This window comes from Blautia hominis, from assembly GCA_002270465.1.
Taxonomy (GTDB): domain Bacteria; phylum Bacillota; class Clostridia; order Lachnospirales; family Lachnospiraceae; genus Blautia; species Blautia hominis.
In genome coordinates, this window is record NQOF01000001.1 from 158,155 (window position 1) to 177,574 (window position 19,420).

Here is a 19,420-nt window from a genome sequence, read left to right on the forward strand (position 1 = left end):
TTTCATATCTCCCTTCTAATAGTCTTTCTCTTTAAAGATGACATTTACAACCTTGGATAGGATAATGCCGAGCACAACAATGACGATCGCGATCGTAGAACTGTAATCCGCGTCACTTGCTACAAATGCGTAGTAATACATGTAAGTTCCGGTGAGCCACGTCTTGCCGTACGGCATACCGTTTGGGAACATCATCCATGGCAGGTCGAAGACCTTCAGTGCTCCTGTCACAGCCAGCACACAGCAGGTGCAGATAACGTTGTGCAGAAGAGGAACGGAGATGAAGCGTACTCTCTGGAACCGGGTGGCTCCGTCAATGGCTGCTGATTCATACAGCTCATCGGAGATATTGTTAAGTCCTGTCAGCAGTATGATAAAGTAGAATCCCACATACTGCCACGTGACGGGTATCATCATAGTCATAATGGCGTGGACCTCGTCCTTCCAGTCTGTCAGGTTCGTCTTTCCGAAGAACTCCAGAAGCTGGTTGATCATACCTTTGTCATACAGGAAGATCAGGTTGAACAGTAGTCCTAATGCAGTTGCGGAGATAACAATGGGGAAGAAGTAAACGATTCGGAAGAACTTTGCTCCTCTTTTGATGTTATCTACCAGAAGTGCGATGACAATTGCGATCCCCACCTGCCCTACGATGGTTACAATGATCATGATCAGGGTGTTTTTCAGGGCTATTCTCATGTTCGGGTCTGTGAACAGACGTGTGTAGTTCTTGTAAACCGGGTCATTGAACCCTTTGGCCGGAGTTGCCAGTCCTTTGATTTTCATGAAACTGTTGAAGATGTTCTGGATAAATGGGTAATACAGATACAGGATCAGAAACAGGAATGCAGGCAGCAGGAAAAAAATGGCCGGCTTCTTATTCTTATAAATATTTGATGTGTTATTCATAGATTTCGCCTCCCAGACTTTCAAGCGAACACCTGCGTCCATTTGAAAGTTACTTCACTTGCTTTTCTTTAAGAAGGACCGGAGGATTTTTTTCCTCTCCGGTCCTTAAAAAATACGGTTTTTACGTTACAAATATAATATCTGCCAAACAAATATTATTCTTCCATTGCATCAATAACCTGCTGGATAGCGTCACTGATCTCCATCTGACCTTCAACGATCTGCGGCATATTTGTGAAGATAGGAGCCCTCTGATCTTCTGAGCACAGATCCTGGCATGCGCCTGATGTAGCGGTTACAGATTTCAGCATGGCAAGAGCATCTTTTTCAAGGGAATTCAGCTTGCTCTCATCAACCTGCGCACCGTCTTTTAATGCAGTAGTTGCTGTTCCTGCGTAATCGGAAACAGTTTCTGTGTTGATGAAGGATTCTACTAAATCTACAGCAGCTTTCTGTTTTTCCGGATCATCCCATGCTTTTTTGGTGATGTACCAGCCTGAGGACAGACCGCTGATGATATCGGTTGTCTTTCTCTCGTTCTGGCCAGGTACAAAGGTAACGGTAAAGTTATCAATATTGTCAGAGTTATCTCTGATACCGCCCATCTTCCAGGAACCGTCTACATAGAATGCTGCTTTGTCCTGTAAGAATCCCTGGAATGCCTCATCAGCTTCGCAGGTGTTGGTGTTCTCTGTAAAGAAACCTTTTTCGTATACATCTTTGATATCAGCAATACCTGCTTCCCAGGCTTTGCCCACTTTATCATCCACTTTTTCCGGAACTGCTACGTGTGTTGCCGGTGTGTCATGGTTGAAGATAGAGTATTCAAACCAGTAGTGCGGCTCTTTGATCAGAGAAGCTGCGATCGGGGTATAGCCTGCGTCTTTGATCTTCTGGCAGGTCTCCATAAACTGTTCCCATGTGGTGTCAGGTCCGGGTATCTCAACGCCTGCGTCTTCACAGACTTTCTTGTTTACATACATGCCTTCCCAGTATCCGTAGAAAGGAACCGCATATTTAACACCATCAGACGGAGAAGCCGGAATCAGGTCATCATTCATATTGGCTGCATAGTCCGGATATTTTTCACGGATCTCATCAATGGAAACCACTTTGCCTGCCTCAACAAAAGAATTGGAATCATTGCCGTTGAAGTAGAACAAAACATCCGGTTCTGCACCTGTCTCAAAGTCTGTGATCACGCGGGCTTTCATGGCCTCGTCTGCAGATGCGGAGGAATCGTTGACTTTGTTTCCGGTCTCTTTCTGCCACTTCTCAATGCTCTCCTGGTATTTATCAACGTTACTTTCAGTTCCTGCAAAGGTTGTAGTAACATTTAATGTAACTTTACCCTCAGCGCCGCTGTCTTCACTGTCATCTGCTTTGTCTGCGGTATCTTCTTTCTTGGTATCTCCGGAATCTGCTGCCTTGCTGTCACCGCCGCATCCTGTCAGCATTGTTCCTGCCATTGTTCCTGCAAGTAAAACTGCTACAACTTTCTTTTTCATTACTGAATTACCTCCCTGTTCGCTTTGTTTTGCTTTGTTTTTCTTGATGACATTATAATACCGCATATATTGTAAAAAGCGAATAACTGAGACTGTGATTTTTTGCTTTTTATTGTGCTCTTAGACCAACAAAAATGGTCAAGCGGGCACAAATCCGGTCATCTTTTTCCTGGAAAATAGACAGTCCGCAGGGTTCCCCGTACAAAATACCCAGTCTCTGGTTCACATTTGCTATGCCCAGATTGCCTGAGGATTCCTTGCTGGTGTCATAATCAGGCGCAAGCAGCCTGTCCACCTTTGCCCTCTCCTGCTCGTTCATAATGCCGTTGTTCTCCGTCTCCAGATAGAGGTAGTCTCCCTTTTTATAACTTCTTAAGACCACTGTGCCGCTGCCGCTCCTTATGACGCCGTGTTCAATGGCGTTCTCGATCACGGGCTGCAGGATCAGTCTTGGCACCTTCTCATTCAGGGTCTCTTCCGAGATATCCATCTCCACAGTAAGCTTGCTTCCCAGCCTCTCTTTCATAATATGAAGATAAGCCTCCACATATTGCAGTTCCTCTTTCAGAGGCACCACATGCCGCCGCTTTCTGTCCATAGCCGCGTTCATGAGTACGGACAGGGATTCTATCATCTTGGAGATCTTCATATTGCCGGAGAGGCGGGCCTCCCAGTTGATGATCTCCAGAGTGTTGTTCATAAAATGGGGATTGATGTGGGACTGCAGAGCCATGATCCTGGCGTCTTTCAGTGCCATCTCCTCCTGGAATATATGGTCAAACTGGTATTTGAGCCGGCTTGACATCTGGTTAAAGGATTCCGTCAGATAGACAAATTCCTGGCTGCCTGCCTCAAAGGTGATCTGATACCCCAGATTGCCCTCCTGGATCTCCCTGGCTCCCTCCATAAGCTGCTCTGTGGGCTGAAGGATATGACGGCGCACCATAAATATGAGGAACACCACAAGAGGCACCAGAAGTACGATCATCACGCCCAGAATACGCATATATGCATACATGGAGTCCATGACCACCGTCTTAGGAATGCGTACCAGCGTATCCAGCCGGTAACTGTTCTCTTTCACAAGATTCCTGATGTACAGATAACCGCCCTCCCATGTACTGCCCTGTGGATATTCTTCCGGACGCATCCCCTCTTTGTTCTCCTGTTCCCCATCCTGGGTGAACTCCAGACACAGATCGTTTAAATATATCCCCATATCAAAATCATTCAGAAAATGACGCATGCCCTCAAAACAATAGGCAGTATTCAATCGCATGACCAGCACACCCACAGGTTCAAAAGAACGGTTCACAAGATTCCTGATCATGTAAATGCGCCCATCCCTGTCCAGGAAACCTATACCGGTATCAAGGGTCTCTGCATATTCCCTGACGGCTTCATGGTCATACTCCCAGTAGGTATTGATCTGATGATACGCCCCGCCCGCACTGGAATTATATACTTCACCGTTCAGCTTCTCCGGGGCCTCCCTGTACCAGAAAATAGTGCTGGAAAAGCTGGGGTCATTGGTATACTTGGTATTCAGATACCCCCGCACCCTGCCGCTGAGCCAGTAATCCTTGTAATCATTACTCTTATATGCCTCATAGACCGAACGCAGTTCCCCCTCGTAGGATGCGTCCCTGGAATCCTCTATGGCCTGGTTCAGCCGCTCCACACTGGTCTGCATATTAAAATTTACCTGATCTGTCATATTGTCCACCCGGTCCCCCATCTGGTTGGACAGGATATAATGCACCATCATACCCACCATGAGCACAAATGGTATCATCCAGCACCCCAAAGCAATGGCAATGACTCTCCACTGGATGGAAAATTTCTTTTTTTCTTTCATTCCCCTTACCTCTCTCCGCACGTACTGCGGCTTTTCTGCTTTTGCCGCTTTTCTAACATCAGATCATGAATTGCAGGCAGTTCATGATCGCTATTCCCCGTTCGCCATAAGTGAGCAGGCTCCCTTCCGGCGCTCTTGCGCTCATTATATCATGTACCGCCCTTTTCCGCAAAAAACAATAGAAAGCACGCTTTGCGCACTTTCTATTATTTTTATACCGTCAGTTAAAACTGTTCTCTTTCATCAGTTTTTCAGTTCCAAAAATTCTTCAAAAAGCTCGCACATGCGGACAGCCTGATATGCCTCAGGCATCTCGCAGAAAATACGAAGAAGAGGCTCTGTGCCGGAGAATCTGGCAATGATCCAGCCGCCGTTCTTGAAGTAGATCTTGCAGCCGTCCATATAGGATACCCGCTCTACCGGCTCATCAATATCGGGAAGAGCCTTATCCACCATAAGGGTCCTCTGGATCTCATCCTTCCTTGCAGGCGTGAACTTATAATCTCTCTCCTCCATATAGATGCTTCCGTACTCCTCCTCAATATCCCTTGCGATCTGGGATATCTTCTTTCCGGTCACGGCGATCATCTCTACCAAAAGCATAGCGGCATATACGCCGTCCTTGCCGTTGATATGTCCCTTAACGGTAAGACCGCCTGAGGACTCACCGCCGATGATGGCGTCTGTCTCCTCCATCTTGGAAGATATATATTTGAATCCTACCGGAACTTCATAGCATTTCTGCCCGAAGCTCTCAGCCACACGGTCCAGCATATGGGTGGTTGCCACGTTGCGCACGACAGGGCCGCTCCAGCCTTTGTATTTTACAAGATAATAATACAGCAGCACTAAAATATCATTGGGATGCAGGAATTTTCCCGTATCGTCAATCACACCGATCCGGTCAGCATCCCCATCCGTAGCCACACCGATATCGCAGCCCCTGTCCAGCACATAATTCTGCAGGGAGCGCAGGGTCTGGGCGTTTGGTGCCGGCAGCTTGCCGCCAAACAGCGTGTCATGACGCTCGTGTATGATCTCCAGCTCACAGCGGGTGATGGAAAGCAGCGTCTTCAGGGATGTCTGGCTCACACCGTACATGGGGTCAAGAGCCACACGAAGCCCTTTGTTCTTAATGGCCTCCACATCCACTGCCGCAATAATATTGTCCAGATATTCATTGAGAGGATTAAATTCCACAACCTTTCCCTCAGCAACTGCCTGCTCGTAAGGGATCGTGCTGATGGTATTGCCGGCAGCGATCTCCTCCTCCACCTTTGCTATATACGCTTCGATCTCCGCAGTCTGCACCTCATTGGCATCTCTTCCGCCTCTGGTGAAAACCTTGATCCCATTGTAAATGGCCGGATTATGGCTGGCTGTCACCATCATGCCGTAGGGCAGATCGTGGGCCATCACATAATACATGATCAGCGGCGTGGGGGAAGACCGGTTGATAAACCAGGCACGGATCCCCTCCGCTGCCAGTACCTCACATGACCACATCACGGCTTCCTTTGCCAGGAAACGCCTGTCATAGCCAATGCAGATATCCTCCTTCTCCACACCCTCTGCCTTCATCTTCATGGCAAGGGCTTTTGTCAGCCTCTGGATGTTATCCTTCGTGAAGCCGTCACCTATAATCGCTCTCCAACCGCCTGTTCCAAATTTGATCATTGCTGTTCTCTCCTTCCTGTACGAACCCATATATTACCATAACAAAATGTTTTATACTTTCACAGTTACCCGGATGGTTACCCCATAACAACTCTTACGGTATGACTGCTGCCCGCTTCACAGACAGGAATCTTATCCACCTTTTCTCCGTCCAGCCAGATTTCCTTCACGCCTTTTTCCACATGGACCGGATTTTCCACTGTGATCTCAAAGGACGCGCCGCGGAATACCCGGTGCGCGGTAAATCCTTCCCAGTCACCGGGGATACAGGGATCTATCTCCAGTCCGTCCATCTGCGGACGGATGCCCAGCATGTATCTGGTGGCTGCAAAGTAGGCCCAGCCGCCGCTTCCTGTCATGAAAGGATGTCTTGCCCTGCCGTATGCGGTGTGGTCTTTTCCCATAATAAACTGACAGTAGGAATAAGGTTCTGCCTGGCGGATCTCGATCATATCATTCTGGTAATAAGGACACAGAGCATTATAGAATTCCATGGCCCGGCTTCCCCTTCCCAGCATACATTCTGCTGCCCATGCCCATGGGTTGGGGTGACTGAACACAGAACCGTTCTCCTTCACACCCGGATATACCCTGGTCACAAAACCAATGTCATCATCCGGAACTGTGTAGGACGGACCGTTGAGCATGATGCCATAAGGTGTAAAGAGGTTCTCATACACAGCATCCATGGCTTTTGTCCCCTTATCCTTCGGCGCCGCACCGGAGAGCACTGCCCAGGCATTGGATTCCAGATGTACCCTTCCCTCTTTGTCCTTCTGTGTTCCGATCTTCCGGCCGTTTTTCGTGATGCCGCGGACATACCATTCACCGTCCCAAAGCTCACGGTCGCAGACCTTTTTCACATTCTCCGCCATTGCCGTGTATTTTTGTACATCCTCTTTTTCACCCAGATAGGCGGCAGCCTCAAGAAAACTCTCGATGGCCCAGTAGTGCAGGAAGGATACCATGGCGCTCTCACCACCGCCCAGATTCAGGCAGTCATTCCAGTCCGCACGGAGGCCTTTGCACACACCGTCCTCTCCCACCTGTCTGGCGGAGAAGTCTAAGATCCGTTTCATATGGTCATAGACAGTGCCCTCACCTTTGTCAGCATACGGCACTACCTGGTTTAAAAGCTCAAATTCACCGGTCTCTTTTACATACTCCACAATGGAGCTTACCAGCCACAGGGCATCATCGGAACAGGTATCCTCCAGGCCATGGATCATCTGGTCTCTGCTTGGAGTGGGCACAACGGTGGGGGATTTAAACGGCTTCACTTCCGTATCCGGGTCAAACCACTCCGGCTGGAACAGATGCAGGCCGTAGCCCTCTGACACCTGGCCTCTTAAAAGCTCTATGATCCTCTGGCGGCATTTCTCCGGGTTGGAGTGGGGAACTGTCATGGCATCCTGTGCCGTATCCCTGTAGCCAAGTCCTGTACGTCCCCCCACCTCGATAAAGGAGGCAAAACGTGAGAACATTACATTGATCTCCGCCTGGTAAAGGGTCCATGTATTGATCAGTGTATTCATACCTTCATTGGGCGTCCGAATCTGCAGCTTATCAAATTTGCTGTCCCAGTAGCTTTTCAGTTCCTCATAGGCTGCGTCCACATTTGCAGGATCACTGTATTTTTCCTTGTAGGGATAAGCAGCTTTTCTGTTTCCCTCTCCCAGCATGAACACCAGGCGCACTTCCTCACCGGGAGCCAGGGTGATCTTTTTCTGCAGGGCTCCGCAGTGGTTGTTGCCCTTCTCAAAACCGCCGTTTAAGACACCATTTTCCACGCCAATGGGGTTTGATTCCGTGCGGTAGGGACCAATGAAGGCATCTCTCAGGCACTCAAATCCATCCGGCTCAAAGCTGGCTGTGAACCACTGGAATCCAAACTCTTCATAAAAAAGGTCATGTTCAATAATACCGTCCTCACAGGAGGAGCCTGCCGCATACATACTCATCTGGAAATTTTTGTTGTCCATCTCAATCTGGTGGAAGGAGAATTCCAGATAGGAATACACGCTGAGGCTTCTTTGGCGTCCGCTGTCATTCTTGATCTTCACATCCCACAGTTCCACCGGGTCCTCTTTGGGGATGCACATTTTCTGGGATGCCTTGATGCCGCTGTAGTCACATTCATAGACAGAATAGGACATGCCGTGCCGGCAGGTATATTTGGCTTCCTCCAGGGACTTGCCCACAGGCTGCCAGGATACGCTCCAGTAATCCCCATCCTCATCGTCGCGGATATACACATAATGTCCCGGCCGGTCCATGGGTACTGCATTGGCGCGGAACCTTGTAATGCGGTGATACTCCGGTGATTTGTAGAAAATATATCCTCCTGCTGTGTGGTTCAAAACCGCACACATGTCTTTCACTCCCAGGTAATTGGTCCAGGATGTAGGTAGATCTACCCTGTCAATCACGTACTCTCTCTTTTCATTGTCAAAATGTCCGTATTTCATGTTACGAAACCCTCCTGAATCTCCTATTAAGAATCTTTGCGGACAGGCAGTCTGTACTGTCCGGCCCTGATAATACGAAGGGGCCTGCATCGGCAGACCCCTTTTCGTCTTCCTGGCTCTATTATAGAAAACTTTCTGTTTCAGTAACATAGTTCAGGATGTTAATATTTGTTTTTTCTTGTGATGACGCGGGGAAAGATATTTTTTAACTCTCCAGATATTTTCTCAGGGCCTCTGCCAGCCTCTTTGCCGTCTCATATCCCTGGCTGTAAAGTGCTTTCAGTTTTTCCCCGTCCTTCTCGATCCGTCCGATCTCCACCGGTTTTGGAGGCTGGATCAGGAATACGCTTCCCTCTTTTTCCTTCCGGTAGAGATGATCCAGGGTCTCGTTATAGACCCGGTGCCTGTTTTCCATACACTCCACCAGTTTTGGGAACTGCCTGCCGTAGCGCAGGCGCAGAAGCGGCACCATCCGGTTTCTCTGCTTCCGGTATTCCCTGCCCCTTGTGAGCACTACCACGTTCTTGTCATTTCCCATGCTTTCGGATTTGCGGATGGGAATAGAATCTGTTATACCGCCGTCCAGGTATGGCTTCTTCCGGATCCACAGGGTCCTGGACATAAGGGGAAGGGAGCTGGATGCCCGGATATAACAAATGTCCCGGTGCAGGTCCCGGATGCGTTTATACTCCGCCTGCCCGGTCTCACAGTTGGTCACAACCGCGTAAAACCTGGCCGGGTTTGCTTCAAACATTTCATGGTCATAGGGGTCCAGTTCATCCGGTATGGTCTTGTAAAGCATCTCTGCCCCAAAATAATCCCCTGTCTTTAAGAAGCTGCCGATCCCGCAGTATCTGGGGTCATCCAGATACCCGGTAACGGTCCGGTATCCCCTTCCGTGCTGCTTTGACAAATAACTGCAGGCCAGACAGGAGCCGGCGGAAACGCCCAGGCAGGTATCAAACGAAATATCCTCCTCCAGGAAATAGTCCAGCACGCCTGCGGTAAATACACCCCGCATCCCGCCGCCCTCCAAAATCAAACCTGTTTTCGCAATATTTTGTGTCATTTTCCCGTCATCCCTCTTTTGTCTCTTCTTTGCTCTCATATACCAAAAACTCTCTTGCAGGCGCCCCGCAGACCGGACAGCGCTCCGGCCGGCTCTCCATCAGGCATCCGCAGACCGGACACACGTAAAACACGGTTTTTTCAAATCCGGTGCAGTCTGCAGCCTCACTCAGAAGCCTTGCATGGGCCTTCTCGGCAGAAGCCGCGTCCCGGTAGGCCTGCCTCGTGAGCAGAAAATCCCGCTCCTGGGCATAGTCCGCAACCATGGGATACAGACGCTCGTATTCAAATTTTTCTCCGGGCACATAGGTCTCCACTGATTCATGAAACGCTTTCGGCTTGTCCAGGATGGCGTAAAAACTCTTGGCGTGCCGGTACTCCGATTCTGCCAGCGCCCGGAACAGATTGGCGACCCTGCCGTATCCTCTCTTTTCTGCACGCTCCGCAAAGGTCTGATAGCGAAGAAATGCATACAGCTCCCCTTTGACGGTCTCCTCAAGCTGGTCCCTGGTGATCTTGTCCTCCCGCTCCCTCTGGTAAGGGGCATCCCCAAGATTTTCAAATCTGTGGCAGAGCCTGCCGTTCTCCCTGGCAAAGCGGACAATATGATGTTCCACATCCGATGCCTTTATATTCTCCGACACATCCTCTATGATGGCACCGCCTCCCCCTGTGCACACAAAGGGAATGCCATCCACTTCATCCTCAAAGCAAGAGTGCACATGGCCGCACACAAAATATTTGATTTTTTCCTTATATGGAAGATATACTGCCCTGAGACGCTCAAATTCCTCCCGGGGCACGGAATTTCCCGTAAAATGGTTTGGCAGAGGAATGTGGAAGGCGATCACCACATTTTCGCACTCTTCCATGGCAAGTACCCGTCCAAGCAGCGCAAGCCCTGTGTCGGAAAATTTCCGGAAGGCATTGTCAACCACTACAATCGTAAATGTCTCCGCAATGACAGCATAGTCATGCAGACCAAAAAATGCCTCGTAGTCTCCTGTGTCGTGGTTTCCCCTAAGCACAAAGACATCTTTATCAGCCACCGATTCTGTGACGGTACAGATATTTTTGTAGTGACGCTCATCGCCAACAGGAACCATATCCCCGGCTATGAGGATCATATCTTCCTCTGCCGCTTTCTCAAGCGCCCCTGCATAGGTCTTCATCATAACGGTTCCCATCCCTTCACATCCGGGGTCCCCGATCACCGCAAAGGACGTACAGCCGGGACGGCGGACAATAGGTTCTATAATTTTCTGAATATTACGTTTCTTCATAACAATACCTCCTCAATGGTATTAGTTTACTTCATTTTTTCTGAACTGGCAACCGGAATCGTTCGCGCGGTCTTTTTGGCCTCCTGTTCCAGATATGCTTCCACCGACGCGGTATCCTGCCTCAGCAGAAGCAGAATACTCTGGAGGTATATTTTGTTATAGCTGTCATTCAGGTCAAGCCCCAGCATTTCGTGGATGCGCTTTACCCTGTATTTCAGGGTGCTGATATGGATCCCCAGGCGGGAGGCAGTCCGGCTCATGACCATAAAGTTATCAAAAAGAGCCTCCAGGGTCTGATAATAACTTGTGTGATGGATGTGATCATGGAGAAGCAGATCTTTCAGCCCGCCAAAGAGAAGGACATTGACCGGCAGGGACTTCCATCCCTCATAAATGATATAATCCAGCGCGAAATCTTTGAAAAGACACGCCTTTTTTGTATGATCCAGCTTATTTCCGATCCTCAGCGCCGCCAATGCCTGGATACCGTAATCCGGATAATCCGGAAAACTGCGGAACGGGGTGCTGACTCCTGCGATCAGCGGCGAATCTTTCAATATCACTTCCAGCCTCTCCCCGATTTCCTCCACACCCCCGGATACTTTCAGAAGATTGCACAGAAAGAAAACCTCAGTCCCTGTCTTGACCATGAGACTGCTGTTCTCAAACAGCTCATCTGCAGGTATCTCTCTCTGGCTGACTTTGCTGAAAAATGCTGATCTGAGCACAATGCAGACATAACTTCCCTTTTGTTCCCAGCCAAGCCTTGCAAGGGACCGCGTCAAACATTCCGGCATCTCAGCAAAGCTTCTGCAGGATTGTGCCTGCTGTGCCAAGGTTCTCTGCATCCGCTCCATTCCCTGGTAGCTGTTGATAAAATTCACACGCCGCATACACTTAAGATACTGTCCTGTCTGGCAGAGCAGTATCCTGTCCCGCTCTGTCAGCGGCACTGTGACGGAGAGGAGAAAGATCCCCAGCACGATCTTATCCTCTTCCCGGACCGGCACCGCCAGAAATGGGATCCCCTCCTCTGTGGCCGATACTCCGCCCTCCTCCTTCCATGCGCGGCAAAAAGCCTTCTCAAAAGAAGACCTTAAAAAATCCGTATCCCCATCCCTGCACTCACAGGGAATCCTGCACGTATCCTCATTCTGGGACAGCGCCAGGATCTCCATGTGTTCCCCCACTACAATAATGGGATTGGAAAATACGGATAAGAGCACCGGGGTCAGGGCCGAAAAAGGTTTTCCATCCCGGCACAGCCGGTTTAACCCCTCCTCAAATATCCTGTATTTCTCAAATATTTTTAAGAGTAAAGACAATATCATCTGGGGTGTCAGGTACGGTCTGACCCATAGAATATCCATGCCCTCCCGCTCCAGACATTCTTTTGAAGGTTTCCCGATGCTTACCACAGTGAGCGCCGCATGTTTTTTCGGTATCCGCTCCAAATCTTCTGCGTACATGATATACACGTAATATTCCCTGAGCGATATCCCTTCCTGCCAGATCAGGGCGCCTGTCAGGGGAAGCTCCATGGGATCTGATTTCAGAGAACTTCCCTCCACACCTTTTAAATCTTCAGCCAATATACACCCGTTCAGCTTCAAAGCCCCACCTCCTGTTCTGACGCCAGTTCAGGATACCGTCTGAGTATGCGGAAGATCAGCATGAGATAGAGCCGCTCCTGAGGGGAATCCAGTTCCATCTCCAAAAGCTCCCTGATCTTCTTTATCCTGGATTTGAAGGTGTTCCTGTGGATATATAAATCATCAATGGCTTTTGCTGTATGGGAATCAAATTCTATGTAATTGAGAAGTGTCTTGTAATAACTGGTATCGTGTGTCCTGTCATACCGGATGAGTTTCAGGATGGATGGGGGGATCAGTGTTCTCATTGGCAGGGTATTGGCACCGCGGTTCAGCACATAGTGAAGTGCATAGTCTTCAAATTTGAACAGCCATTGGGTACTGCTGCACTCTTTTCCTGACTGTAGCGCTGCCTCAGCCTGTCTGAAATAATCGGGGAACTGGAAAAAGTCGGAAAATTCCGTGCTGATCCCTGACTTGAACAGATTGTCCCGGACAATATAGGCCAGCCGCCTGCACTCCTCATCCCTTCCCTCCAGCCCCAGGCCCAGATTGCACAGAAGCAGCAGCCTGTCCTCATACTCCAGGGAAAGGTATCCATAAAGCTGGTGGTCAAAAAGCACACTCTCATAGGCAGCGGAATGTAGTTCCTGCCCCGCCTCCGTCAGTTCCATGCAGACACAGAAAAAGGGGCCGTTCCGCTTCCATCCTGCCAGCCGCATTGCCATTAGGAGCTTATCTGCGTCAAAACCGGATGGGCTGCGCAGGTATTCCAGTGCATAATTCTTAAATGCAGCCAGTGCGTTGAACTTAGAGCCTGAGTGACGTACCGCAAGTGCCCGCACTGCCTCAGTAAACACGGAGAGCAGTGCCAGGTGCCCCTCCGTCAGACTGCCGTTCACCCCGTCTATGACGATCCTTCCCCAATACTCCTGATCCTCATCAAATATATTGCTGTATATAGTGATATATTCTTCTCCTTCATTGCTCCAGAACTGAGGTGTCTCAAATTCCAGGGTCGTCAGATAATCGGAGCGGAAAAACAGCTCGTCCGTAATATTCCGGTCCAGATAATTGGTGCCCTCCTGCAAGAGGCTATAGGGAAAGCTGGCTCCCCCCGCCTCCGCATATGCCATCAGTTCATATTCCCTGTTATGTACCATGACAGGATTGTGAAAAATAGGCAGGCTGATGCGGCAGAGCGCCTCTATGCTCCGCTCCCCCGATAAAACAGAAGAAAGCCCCCTCTCCCATCTGTCATATTTCTCAAAGATATCCTGAAGCCGGGCCAGCAGCGCATCTGCTGACAGACTGCCGTCCATACAGATCCAGGCGCAGCCGTCCGGATACCCCGCGGCTTCCTGTTCCTCTCCTTCTATGATAAGCAGTGCGGTCCCGGATTCCTTCCCCGGTATTTTTGCTGCCAGGCTGACCGAGTCCACCAGATACAGCGTATCTCTGCGCAGTACGCAGTCCGGCTGATAAAGCGTGTAGAAGGACAGGCTTCTTTCCAGGTAATCCCGCTCCCCCCTGTAACCGGAAACGTGCTCCAGCTCATTCCTCAAGATATGGATATTTAGTTCCATGCGGCACCTCCCCTGCTTTCCATTTTCAGACTATAGTTTCATTATAAATCTCCCCCTTCCGATTTACCAGAATATCTTTTCCTCTGATTTGACGTTTTTTGCCCTTCCAATTCACATAAACAGACGAAAAACATCGCCTCACCGGCATTTTTTAGGGTTTTTCAACGGTGGCCTCCCGAAAATACGGGAATTTCAAAGGATAGTAAGACATTTTAAATAGGATATAATGGATTCATAAGATCCGGATCGTAAATATTTTATGGAGGTGTAAGATGGACAAAGAAATGACAAAGGGGCGTGCGCTTCTGTTTTTGATCTCTCTTTTCCTGACGAATGTGGCAGTCATGGCAGATATGGTCATCATCCCAGCCGGAAACGGGCTGTATGAGGCCTTCCAAAATGATGCCGCCGTGAATTTCATCCTGTCCGGGCCGTCGTTTATCATGCTTTTCTCGGCGATGCTCTGCGGAAAACTCATGCAGTATCTGAGTAAAAAGAAGATTTTGATCGGGGCTATGATTCTATTTGCCGTATCCGCCATTTTAGGCGGGGCTGTGGCGAACGTGTATTATGTACTGGCCATGCGTATCCTGGTAGGTATTTCCATGGGCTTTGTAAATGCGGCTGCTATGGCTTTGATCGCGGAAGTCTATGTGGACGAGGACAAACGCGGAACCATCATGGGTATATTCAACGCTACCATGGCGGGCACCGGAGCTGTCATCAGCCTGATCGCAGGGGTATTTGCGGTCCGCTCCTGGAATGAAGTGTTTAAGGTTTACTGGATCGCCGTTCCGGTTATAGTGATGATGTTTATATTCCTTCCCATGACGCCCCCGGAGGGCAGCCAGACGGAGGAAGACCGGGCAAAGACCCAGGGAAAGAATCCCTATCTGTCCAGACAATTCATGCTGATGGTATCCTGCTTTGCCTACAATCTGATTTACGCTGTCATCTATTATCAGGTATCTGTCCTTGTGGCAGAACAGGGATATGGAAATGAAAGCGTTGCGGCACTGCTCTCCACTCTGGGCACTGTGGGAAGCTGTATACTCTGCATCCTGTTTGGCACTCTGTACTCCAAACTGAAAAGGGCAACCATCATTTTCGGATACGTGGGATTGTGCCTCTCCTACCTGCTGCTTTATCTGGCATCCGGACCGGTCATGGCCGGAATCGCCTGTACCCTGTGCGGCGCTTCCTATGGATATGGCTTCTCTTACTTCTTCCTGAGATGTACGGTTGTAGTCCCCAAGGAGCGGGTATCTTCCTCCATCTCCATGACAACAGCCATCGGAGGTCTGGGGATGTTCCTCTCCACCTACGCCTGCACGGTGCTGCAGAAGCTTCTTGGCACCACCGGCATATTGAAATTACTGCCTGTAGCCATCGCCGCTTCAGGAATCGGAGCTGTACTGTCCATTATCTGTACCATTATGGATAAGAAGAATCCCAGTGACCTTTCCATGCAGGAAGAACAGAACAATTAGAAACATTTGTGGTAACTGTTCAGTACCCTCACAGTTATAGGCAAAAATCCATGCAGAATCGCCTTTGGCGATGGGATTTTTGCTTGGCCGTGGTACAATTTCTTACGGTCAGCGCAGTGAATGCGCAGGCCTACTGAATAGTTACCATTTGTGTAACAAATAAAAATCCCATGGCTTACTTATGAAAGGAGATATTTATATGCTCACTACAAAACAAAATTTACTGGAAACTATCCGGGGAGGACATCCCGACCGATTTGTGAATCAATACGAATTTATGCACATTATCTACGGCAGCCCATTCTTTGACCTGCACAACGGCCCCATTTTGGAAGAGGGCGTTCTAAATGCAGTCAACAGCTGGGGGATCACATTCTCATGGCCAAAAGGAATGCCGGGGGACTTCCCTGTACATGACGAGGAACATCTGGTGCTGAAGGATGTCACGGAGTGGAGAAAATATGTCCATGCGCCAAGCCTGGACTACCCGGACTCCGAATGGGAACCTTATATCAAAGAGGCAGAATCGGTTGACAGGGACGAATATTTTGTAACTTCTGTCATGTTCCCGGGTCTTTTTGAACAGTGCCATCACCTGATGGATATTCCCCAGACCATGATGAACTTTATCGAGGAACCGGAAGCCATGCATGAACTCATTGACTACCTCACGGACTGGGAACTGGAATATGCGGATAAGGTATGCAGGTATCTGAAACCTGATGCGCTTTTCCACCACGATGACTGGGGGACACAGACCTCCACCTTTATCTCCCCGGCTATGTTTGAAGAGTTTTTCCTTCCTGCATATAAGAAAATTTACAAGAGATACCGGGACAACGGCGTGGAGCTTATTGTTCATCACTCGGATTCCTATGCAGCCACGCTGGTTCCTTATATGATCCAGATGGGGGTTGATATCTGGCAGGGTGTCATGACAACAAATAATGTACCGGAACTGATCCGAAAATACGGTGGCCAGATCTCCTTCATGGGCGGCATAGACAGCGCCAAAGTGGACTACCCGGGCTGGACCAGGGATGTCATCAAAAAAGAAGTGCGCCGCGCCTGCGACGAGAACGGCAGGCTCTATTTCATTCCGTGTGCTTCTCAGGGACTTGATATCAGCACCTTCCCGGGGGTATATGAAACGCTCAGCGAAGAGATCGCAGCTTACAGCAAAGAAATCTTTGTATAGCCATACAGGTATTCCATATGTAATTTAATTTTAGGGTTTCGGAAAGTATGGATCTGTGGTATAATGCATGAAGAAAAGGAGGGATGATGACATGGCACTGACGAAAGAAGATTTGCAAGCTATTGCAGTGTTATTGCAAAATACTACAGAGCCGTTACAAAATGCAATTACCGGCATGCAGAAGGATATCACAAGCATGCAGAAGGACATCACTGATGTAAAATTACATCTTGAAAATGTCACAGATAGAAATATCTCCTTATTGGCAGAGAACCACGGCCATTTAATTGACAAGTTAAACCAGGCTGTTAAGGTTTCCGACAAGAGCTGTCTCGAGGAAATCAGAGTCAACATTCTGACTGAAAAAGTGGAAAAGCTGGAAAAAGAAATAGAAGAATTGAAAAGAAAAACCGCATGACAAAAGCCCTCAGATTGCTGTCTCTGTAAAGCAGCGATCACGAGGGCTTTTTATAATGCCGCTGGCCGGACTCGAACCGGCACGGAGTTACCCGCTTGATTTTGAGTCAAGTGCGTCTGCCAATTCCGCCACAGCGGCCCGTTCTCACGAACCGAAGATAATATTACCATATATTTTCATATCGCGCAAGTGTTTTTGTCTTTTTTTATCAGAAAATCAAGATTTATTTTCTGGTTGTTTCCCTCGTAAACAGTATGGTATAGTAAAATAACATGGCAGGCTGTATTTTTTAGAAAACCTGCCGTGCAAATTATTGATAAATCTACGGGAGGTACTCATGATCCGTATTGCTGTGTGCGACGATGACACAGACTCCATTCTGAAGAACGATATCATTCTCAAAAATTGTCTCAGCCATCTGAAAGCCGTGGCCGAGATACAAACCTACAGCAGCGGTCAAATGCTGCTGTGTGATATTTTGGATGACCATAGTTTTTTTGACCTGATCCTTTTAGATATTGAAATGCCGGATATCAGCGGGATGGAGATAGTTCAGGCCATAAAACCTCAGCTTCCCAATGTGAAAGTCATCTTCATCACATCCCATGTAAAATATGCCATTGACAGTTTTGAGCTGTCTATCTTCCGGTATGTGCCCAAAAGTGACCTGGAAAAACGGCTGACTTATGCAGTCACCGATGCCTTGAAACTCATCATGCTGGAGGATGATAAAAACTATACGGTCCTGACCGCCAACCGGATGGAAAAAGTGCGCTTCTGTGACATTTTCTATATTCTGCGGGAGGGCAAGAACGCTGCGCTCCACACCAGCCAGGGCATTATCATGGTCCGCAAAAGCCTGCTGACCGTCTATGAAGAATTAGGGGCAGAAGAATTTATCTTCATTGAACGGGGATGTATCATAAACCTGATCCATATTACGCAAATAAAAAACAGTAACCTATACTTAAAAGACGGAACCGTCCTTCCAATCAGCCGTTCTCATCTCCAGAATGTAAAAATGGCTGTAAATTCCTATTGGGGGAAACATATATGATGATTTTTCTATTTGAATTCCTGATTCTCTCCACTGAAATTTTCTTCGGTGTATACCTGACCGGTAAGCGGCATAAGGGCAGCGGAAAAAAATATGCAGTATTGGGCGGCATGGCTGCTTCTGCTGCATTACTCCTCTGTTTTTACAACAGCGTTTCAAAAAGTCCTGCCCTCTCTGCCGTGATCCTTCTGGCAGGAATCCTTCTTATTTCCAAAATCTTGTATCCATGGGACTGGAAACTGCTTTTGTATTCCGGCTGCTCTTATCTGAGTGCACTTTTTCTTGTGGATACGGTCTCTTATCTGTTGTTGTGCAGATATTTTTCCGTGCCGTTGGTTTTCTGGCTTATATTTTCCTTTTGCTTCAGGGTCTTGTTTTATATTGCTCTTTTTACCTCAAATAGTCTTGAAGAATTATTGAAAATCCCAAGACAATATTATAAAACCTTATATGGGACTTCTGTGGCGGCATTCTGCGGAATCTCCATTATGCTGCACCTGTCTTTTGTAAGGCAGGATTTAAAGACCCCGATGATCATCAGTATCCTTGTGCTCTCCGTACTTTTTTTACGGATTGTCCTTGGATACACCCATGTGAAATACCAGCGCGAAAAAGAACTGCTGGCCACTATTGAAATGCAAAAAGAACTGCTGGAACAGAACTACACCGCAGTAAACCGGGCGTACTCCCAAAATGCCAGGCTGTTCCATGATTTTCACCGGCATCTGGAGGTCATAAGGCAGCTCACACAAAAATATAATGCTCCGGAGCTATCTGAATATATTGATTCCGTCATAAGTCCCGTGCGGGATATCTCCTCCATGGTCTGGACCGGCGATCAGACCGTTGATTATATCTTAAACAGCAGATACGCAAAGGCTGCGGAGACCGGTATTCCTATGGAAATGAATATTGAATATCCTTATAACACCAATATTAAAGCCAATGATCTATGTACGATCCTTTCAAACCTTCTGGATAATGCACTGGAAGCCGCAGCAGCCATGAGCCGTCAATGCCCCCCTGACAGGTGCAGGATCACTTTAACCATCCGGCGTATCGGGAATATTCTGGTCATTAAACTGGAGAACAGCAGTCCCCAACCCTCCTACACACCTGAGGGAGAACTTACCTCCGCCAAAAAAGGACTTCTGCTCCACGGCTGGGGCATGAAAAATATAGAATCTGCAGTACAGAAATACGAGGGCATGATCCAGACCGCCTATGCGGATCATATCTTTCAGACAACTATCACCATGTGTTTTGACGGTGTTAAGATGGATGCCGCAGAACCCTAAAATGCTTCGA

At 48.4% G+C, this 19,420-nt stretch carries 14 protein-coding genes and 1 tRNA gene; 5 read left to right on the forward strand and 10 right to left on the reverse strand.

Annotation, left to right across the window (positions count from 1 at the left end):
* Positions 1–15 precede the first annotated feature (15 nt).
* From CI595_RS00790 to CI595_RS00830, 9 genes are all read right to left on the reverse strand, one after another.
* The gene (locus CI595_RS00790; RefSeq protein WP_095170744.1) at positions 16–909 is read right to left on the reverse strand and encodes a carbohydrate ABC transporter permease; all 894 of its coding nucleotides are present in this window, start codon (positions 907–909) and stop codon (positions 16–18) included.
* Positions 910–1,064: 155 nt separating this feature from the next.
* Positions 1,065–2,417 (reverse strand): ABC transporter substrate-binding protein, encoded by a 1,353-nt coding sequence (locus tag CI595_RS00795; protein WP_095170746.1) that lies wholly within the window; start codon positions 2,415–2,417, stop codon positions 1,065–1,067.
* A gap of 109 nt (positions 2,418–2,526) precedes the next feature.
* Positions 2,527–4,275: a sensor histidine kinase gene (locus CI595_RS00800; protein WP_095170748.1), complete on the reverse strand. Its 1,749-nt coding sequence runs from the start codon at positions 4,273–4,275 to the stop codon at positions 2,527–2,529.
* Between the two features lie 243 nt (positions 4,276–4,518).
* Positions 4,519–5,952, reverse strand: coding sequence for a phosphoglucomutase/phosphomannomutase family protein (locus tag CI595_RS00805; protein ID WP_095170750.1), 1,434 nt, complete (start codon positions 5,950–5,952; stop codon positions 4,519–4,521).
* 77 nt (positions 5,953–6,029) lie between these two features.
* Entirely contained in the window at positions 6,030–8,420 is a 2,391-nt protein-coding gene (locus tag CI595_RS00810) for a glycoside hydrolase family 94 protein (RefSeq protein WP_095170752.1), read from the reverse strand.
* A 205-nt stretch (positions 8,421–8,625) separates the two neighbouring features.
* Positions 8,626–9,528 (reverse strand): patatin-like phospholipase family protein, encoded by a 903-nt coding sequence (locus CI595_RS00815; protein ID WP_243135072.1) that lies wholly within the window; start codon positions 9,526–9,528, stop codon positions 8,626–8,628.
* Entirely contained in the window at positions 9,497–10,771 is a 1,275-nt protein-coding gene (locus CI595_RS00820) for a ferritin family protein (RefSeq protein WP_095170754.1), read from the reverse strand. The genes CI595_RS00815 and CI595_RS00820 overlap by 32 nt, the downstream gene beginning before the upstream one ends.
* A gap of 26 nt (positions 10,772–10,797) precedes the next feature.
* Complete coding sequence (locus CI595_RS00825; protein WP_095170756.1) at positions 10,798–12,384, reverse strand: PucR family transcriptional regulator; 1,587 nt, start codon at positions 12,382–12,384, stop codon at positions 10,798–10,800.
* Positions 12,381–13,949 (reverse strand): helix-turn-helix domain-containing protein, encoded by a 1,569-nt coding sequence (locus tag CI595_RS00830; protein ID WP_095170758.1) that lies wholly within the window; start codon positions 13,947–13,949, stop codon positions 12,381–12,383. The genes CI595_RS00825 and CI595_RS00830 overlap by 4 nt, the downstream gene beginning before the upstream one ends.
* Positions 13,950–14,221: 272 nt before the next feature.
* Here CI595_RS00830 and CI595_RS00835 point away from each other — a divergent pair, with 272 nt between their 5' ends.
* The 3 genes from CI595_RS00835 to CI595_RS00845 all read left to right on the forward strand — a co-directional run bounded on the left by CI595_RS00835 (position 14,222) and on the right by CI595_RS00845 (position 17,055).
* Positions 14,222–15,439, forward strand: coding sequence for an MFS transporter (locus tag CI595_RS00835; protein WP_095170760.1), 1,218 nt, complete (start codon positions 14,222–14,224; stop codon positions 15,437–15,439).
* A 199-nt stretch (positions 15,440–15,638) separates the two neighbouring features.
* On the forward strand, positions 15,639–16,637 hold the full coding sequence (locus tag CI595_RS00840) for a uroporphyrinogen decarboxylase family protein (RefSeq protein WP_095170762.1): 999 nt from the start codon (positions 15,639–15,641) through the stop codon (positions 16,635–16,637).
* Positions 16,638–16,728: 91 nt separating this feature from the next.
* The gene (locus CI595_RS00845) at positions 16,729–17,055 is read left to right on the forward strand and encodes a hypothetical protein (RefSeq protein ID WP_095170763.1); all 327 of its coding nucleotides are present in this window, start codon (positions 16,729–16,731) and stop codon (positions 17,053–17,055) included.
* Positions 17,056–17,111: 56 nt separating this feature from the next.
* On the opposite strand, the gene CI595_RS00850 is transcribed toward CI595_RS00845, so the two are convergent.
* Positions 17,112–17,193: transfer RNA gene (locus CI595_RS00850), tRNA-Leu, on the reverse strand.
* 199 nt (positions 17,194–17,392) lie between these two features.
* Between CI595_RS00850 and CI595_RS00855 the strand changes: the two genes are divergently transcribed.
* Together CI595_RS00855 and CI595_RS00860 are read left to right on the forward strand one after the other, a co-directional pair.
* Positions 17,393–18,112, forward strand: coding sequence for a LytR/AlgR family response regulator transcription factor (locus CI595_RS00855; RefSeq protein WP_095170764.1), 720 nt, complete (start codon positions 17,393–17,395; stop codon positions 18,110–18,112).
* Entirely contained in the window at positions 18,109–19,410 is a 1,302-nt protein-coding gene (locus CI595_RS00860; protein WP_095170765.1) for a sensor histidine kinase, read from the forward strand. The genes CI595_RS00855 and CI595_RS00860 overlap by 4 nt, the downstream gene beginning before the upstream one ends.
* Positions 19,411–19,420 lie beyond the last annotated feature (10 nt).

Bases quoted from the DNA above. Each gene is read 5' to 3' on its own strand.
- CI595_RS00790 (WP_095170744.1), bottom strand. From the start codon at position 909: ATGAATAACACATCAAATATTTATAAGAATAAGAAGCCGGCCATTTTT.
- CI595_RS00795 (WP_095170746.1), bottom strand. From the start codon at position 2,417: ATGAAAAAGAAAGTTGTAGCAGTTTTACTTGCAGGAACAATGGCAGGA.
- CI595_RS00800 (WP_095170748.1), bottom strand. From the start codon at position 4,275: ATGAAAGAAAAAAAGAAATTTTCCATCCAGTGGAGAGTCATTGCCATT.
- CI595_RS00805 (WP_095170750.1), bottom strand. From the start codon at position 5,952: ATGATCAAATTTGGAACAGGCGGTTGGAGAGCGATTATAGGTGACGGC.
- CI595_RS00810 (WP_095170752.1), bottom strand. From the start codon at position 8,420: ATGAAATACGGACATTTTGACAATGAAAAGAGAGAGTACGTGATTGAC.
- CI595_RS00815 (WP_243135072.1), bottom strand. From the start codon at position 9,528: ATGAGAGCAAAGAAGAGACAAAAGAGGGATGACGGGAAAATGACACAA.
- CI595_RS00820 (WP_095170754.1), bottom strand. From the start codon at position 10,771: ATGAAGAAACGTAATATTCAGAAAATTATAGAACCTATTGTCCGCCGT.
- CI595_RS00830 (WP_095170758.1), bottom strand. From the start codon at position 13,949: ATGGAACTAAATATCCATATCTTGAGGAATGAGCTGGAGCACGTTTCC.
- CI595_RS00835 (WP_095170760.1), top strand. From the start codon at position 14,222: ATGGACAAAGAAATGACAAAGGGGCGTGCGCTTCTGTTTTTGATCTCT.
- CI595_RS00840 (WP_095170762.1), top strand. From the start codon at position 15,639: ATGCTCACTACAAAACAAAATTTACTGGAAACTATCCGGGGAGGACAT.
- CI595_RS00845 (WP_095170763.1), top strand. From the start codon at position 16,729: ATGGCACTGACGAAAGAAGATTTGCAAGCTATTGCAGTGTTATTGCAA.
- CI595_RS00855 (WP_095170764.1), top strand. From the start codon at position 17,393: ATGATCCGTATTGCTGTGTGCGACGATGACACAGACTCCATTCTGAAG.
- CI595_RS00860 (WP_095170765.1), top strand. From the start codon at position 18,109: ATGATGATTTTTCTATTTGAATTCCTGATTCTCTCCACTGAAATTTTC.